The organism is Streptomyces sp. W16 (assembly GCF_033194735.1).
Taxonomy (GTDB): domain Bacteria; phylum Actinomycetota; class Actinomycetes; order Streptomycetales; family Streptomycetaceae; genus Streptomyces.
On the sequence record NZ_JAWOAI010000688.1, the window covers coordinates 1 to 4,349 of the forward strand.

Genomic DNA, 4,349 nt, shown 5'->3' on the forward strand with positions numbered 1-4,349 from the left:
CACGCGGGGGACAGGCTCACCTATGCCCAACTCCTCGGCACCGCGAGCGAGATGGCCCGCCGACTGGCCGCCCGAAGTGTCGGCCACGGCGACGTGGTCGCGGTGGCCCTGCCCCGGGGCATCGACGCGGTCGCCACCATCCTGGGCGTCCTGCTGGCAGGCGCCGCCTACTGCCCCCTCGACCCGAAGGCCCCCGCGGACCGCACCGCCCACCTCCTGGCCGACGCCGCTCCTGCGCTCGTGGTGACCACCGGCGACCGCGTGGCCGACTTCCCGGACCACGCCGTACTCCTGCCGCACCGGCCGGATTCCGAGTCCGTCGCCTCCACCGTGCCGTCCGCTCCCGGTCCGGCCGGGCTCGCGTACGTACTGCACACCTCGGGTTCCACCGGCCGCCCCAAGGGCGTCGAGATCGAGCACGGCGCGCTGGCGCACTTCGTCGCGGCGGCCACACACCGCTACGGCATCCAACGCGAGGACCGCGTCCTGCAGTTCGCCCCGCCGCACTTCGACGCGAGCGTGGAGGAACTCTTCCTGACCCTGTGCGCCGGCGGCACCTTGGTGATCGGCGCCGACGACATGACCGAATCGGTACCGCGCTTCCTGGAGGAGTGCGCCCGCCTGCGCGTGAACGTGCTGGATCTGCCCACCGCCTACTGGCACGAGGTGGCCTACGCGCTCTCGACCGGCGCCGGCGCGCTGCCCGAGGGCGTGCGGACCGTCGTCATCGGCGGTGAGGCGGCCCTGCCCGAAAGGGTCGACCGCTGGCGCAAGGCCGTCGGTACGTCGGTGGCGTTGCTGAACACCTACGGGCCGACCGAGGCCACCGTGGTCGCCACGGTCGCCGACCTCCACGACCCCGCCCTCGACTCCGGTGACGTCCCGATCGGCCTGCCGCTGCCCGGCATCCGGGCAGCCGTCGTCGACGGCGAGCTGTATCTGCTGGGCGCCGCCCTGGCCCGTGGCTACCGGGGCGAAGTACCGGACAGCTCCCGCTTCGCACCCCTCGACGCACTTCCCGGCGCCCCCCGCGCCTACCGCACCGGCGACCTGGTCGACGTCGGCGAGGACGGCCAACTCCGTTTCCTGGGGCGGGCGGACGACGAGTTCAAGATCAGCGGCCACCGTGTCCAGCCCGCCGAGGTCGAGAGCGCCCTCCTCACCCACCCGCGCATCCGGGAGGCTGTCGTCGTGGGCCGGATCCTCCCCGACGGCACCCGGCGTCTGGCCGCCCACCTGGTCGCCGAACCACCGGCGCCGTCCGCGTCCGAGATCAGGGAACACCTGCGGACCAGGCTGCCCGCCGCGATGATCCCCTCCGCGGTCGACCTCCTCGACCGGCTGCCCCGCACGAGCTCGGGGAAGATCGACCGGGCCGCCCTGAGCCGGACATCCGCGCCCCAACTCCCCACCACCGGCAGCCCCCTTGAGCGGACCGTCACCGGTGTCTGGCGACAGATCCTCGGCGCGGACACCCTCGCCGTGGACGACGACGTCTTCGACCTGGGCGCCCACTCCCTCCAGGCCATCCAGGCGGCCAACCGGCTCGGTGCCGAACTCGGCCGCGACATCCGGGTCGCGTGGCTCTTCCAATACCCCACCGCCGCCGCACTGGCCGACTTCCTCGGCGAGAACGCCCAACCACCGTCCACACCGGCAGGACTCCCGCCGGCCCTCCTCGCCGACGCAGCCCTCGACCCGGGCATCCGCCCCGGCATCAGCCGCGCCCCGGACAAGGCCCCCCGCCGCATCCTCCTCACCGGCGCGACCGGCTTCGTCGGCACCCACCTACTGGCACAACTCCTCACCGCCACAGCGGCCGAGATCGTCTGCACGGTGCGGGCCCGCGGCCAGGCCGAGGCAACTGCCCGCATCCACCGAGCCCTTGACCTCCACGGCATCGTCCTCGACGAGCGGGCACGCCATCGGGTCACCGCCCTCCCCGCCGACCTCGCCCGCCCCGACTTCGACCTGAGTCGCGACGCGCTCTCCGATCTCGCCGCGACCTGCGACGCGATCTTCCACAACGCCGCGACCGTCAGCATCATGCGTGACTACGCCACCCTGCGCGCGGCCAACACAGAGTCCACCCGTCAACTGCTGCGCCTGGCCGCCGTACGCACGACACCCCTCCACTACGTCTCCACCCTGTCCGTGGCCCCGCCCGCCAGCCACAGCCCCGAGGTGCCGGAGGCGTTCCTGCCGCCGCACGAGGGACTGCGCTACGGCTACCAGCAGTCGAAGTGGGCCTCGGAACGGCTGCTGGAGCAGGCGGCCGAGCGCGGTCTTCCGGTGACCGTGCACCGCCTGGGCCGGGTGGTCGGTTCCTCCGGCACGGGGCACGTCAACGAGCGGGACTTCCTGTGGAGCGTGCTGCGCGCCGGTATCCCCGCCGGGATCGTCCCCGACCTGTTCGAGGACGAGGTCTGGACGCCCGTGGACTTCGTGGCCCGGTCCCTCGTCCACCTCTGTCTCACCCCCGGCCGTGCGGCCGGTCCGGTCTTCCACCACGCGACCCTGCCCCGGGTACGGCTCGGTGACGTCTACGCCTGGGTGGACGAATACGGCTATCCGCTACGGCGGCTGCCGCTGGCGCGCTGGCGTGAGCAGCTGCCCCGCACGGCCGACGTCGCCGTCACGACGCTCGCCTTCTTCGACTCCGCCGACCGGGCCGCGCCGACCGACCTGCGCCTCGGCCACATCCGGGCCGACAACGTCCGTACCGGCCTGGAAGGCAGCGGCATCACCAGCCCGCCGACCGACCGGGACCTGGTCTTCGGCCACCTGGACCACTGCGTCACCGCGGGTGTGCTGCCCGCCCCGGCAACACCCGCCAGACGGACGGGACTTGACGGGAACCCGTGACCGCCTCGCCCCGACTACTGCAACGGAAAACCCTTCAGCCCATGAACAGACCCCGTACACAAGGAGCCCGCATGTCGATCAACCGGCCGGTCGTCACCGCCCTGGCCGCAGCCCTCTGCCTCCTCACGGCGGCATGCGGTGACTCCTCGGACGACGACGCGGCGAGCGGCACGACGACCGAGGCCGCCGTGTCGAGGACCGGCTACCCGGTGACCCTGGAGAACTGCGGACAGACCGAGACCTTCAAAAAGGCCCCCAGCCGGGTCGTCGTCATGAACGGCGCCTCCGTCGCCGAGGTCTCCACCCTCCTCGCCCTCGGCCTCCAGAACAAGATCGTCGCCAGCCAGCAGACCTACGGCATGTCCGAGGTCGCGGGCCGCGCCGCCGCCATCAAGGCCCTGCCCACCGGGAACGTGAAACTCAACGACGCCTACGACATCCCGCGCGAGGCCATGCTCGGCCTGCGCCCCGATCTCGTCCTGTCGACCACCTCGTACGGCTTCGACGAGAAGAACGGCTTCGCCACCAGGGACCAGTTGAAGGCCGTCGGCGCCAACAGCTATGTCTCCCCGCAGGGTTGCGACCAGGACACCTCGAAGATGACCATCGCCGACAGCTACACGCTGCTGCGCGACATGGGCAAGGTCTTCAACGCCGCTGACAAGGCAGAGAAGTTGATCGCCGCCTCCAGGACGAACATCGCGGCCGTCTCGGCGAAGGTCAAGGGGGAGACGAAGGCTCCCAAGGTCATGGTGCTGTTCTCCAACATGTCCATGGGCGGCAACGACTTCAGCTCGGTCGTCGCCAAGGGCATCTACAACGACATCCTCGCCAAGGCCGGCGGCACCAACGCCTTCGAGAACGCCTCCAAGACCTCCTTCGCCGACCTGAGCAAGGAGAAGGTGGCCGCCACCGACGTCGACGCGCTCGTCGTCATCGGCTACAACGACCCGAACCCGGCGGCCTACGCCAAGAAACTGCTGAAGGAGTTCCCCCAGTGGCCGGCCGCCGAGAACAACACGTACGTGACACTGTCCGACTCGATGTACCTCGGCCCCAGCAACGACCTGGCCGTGGAGAAGATCGCCAAGGCACTGCACCCGGACGCGTTCTGAGCCGGGTCAGGGTCCCGCTGGCCTTCACGCTCCTGCCCTTCGCGCTGATCGCCACAATGATCGTGGCGATCAGCATCGGCGCGGTCACCATCCCGCTCGGTGACGTGTGGACGATCGTCCTGCACCACGTCACCGGCGTCGGGGCTGCACCCGCCGACCCCGCGCTCGACCAGATCGTGTGGAACTTCCGCACGCCCCGCGTGGTCTTGGCAGCCCTCGTCGGCGCGGCCCTGGCCGTCTCGGGCGCGGTCCTGCAGACCGTCGTCTCCAACCCGCTGGCCGATCCCATCGTGCTGGGCTTCTCCTACGGCGCCACGCTCGGCGCGGTCCTCGTCATCACCCTGGGCGGCGGCGCCGCGCTCGCCGGGC

At 71.2% G+C, this 4,349-nt stretch carries 3 protein-coding genes; all 3 read left to right on the forward strand.

All coding sequences use genetic code 11. The features are described from left to right. A partial coding sequence (locus R6V09_RS47145) for an amino acid adenylation domain-containing protein (RefSeq protein WP_317887611.1) occupies positions 1-2,865 on the forward strand: 2,865 nt, incomplete at its 5' end. Positions 2,866-2,936: 71 nt separating this feature from the next. After that, complete coding sequence (locus tag R6V09_RS47150) at positions 2,937-3,980, forward strand: ABC transporter substrate-binding protein (protein ID WP_317887612.1); 1,044 nt, start codon at positions 2,937-2,939, stop codon at positions 3,978-3,980. Positions 3,981-4,036: 56 nt separating this feature from the next. Then, positions 4,037-4,349 (forward strand): iron chelate uptake ABC transporter family permease subunit (locus R6V09_RS47155; protein WP_317887613.1); only part of this gene is annotated, 313 nt, incomplete at its 3' end.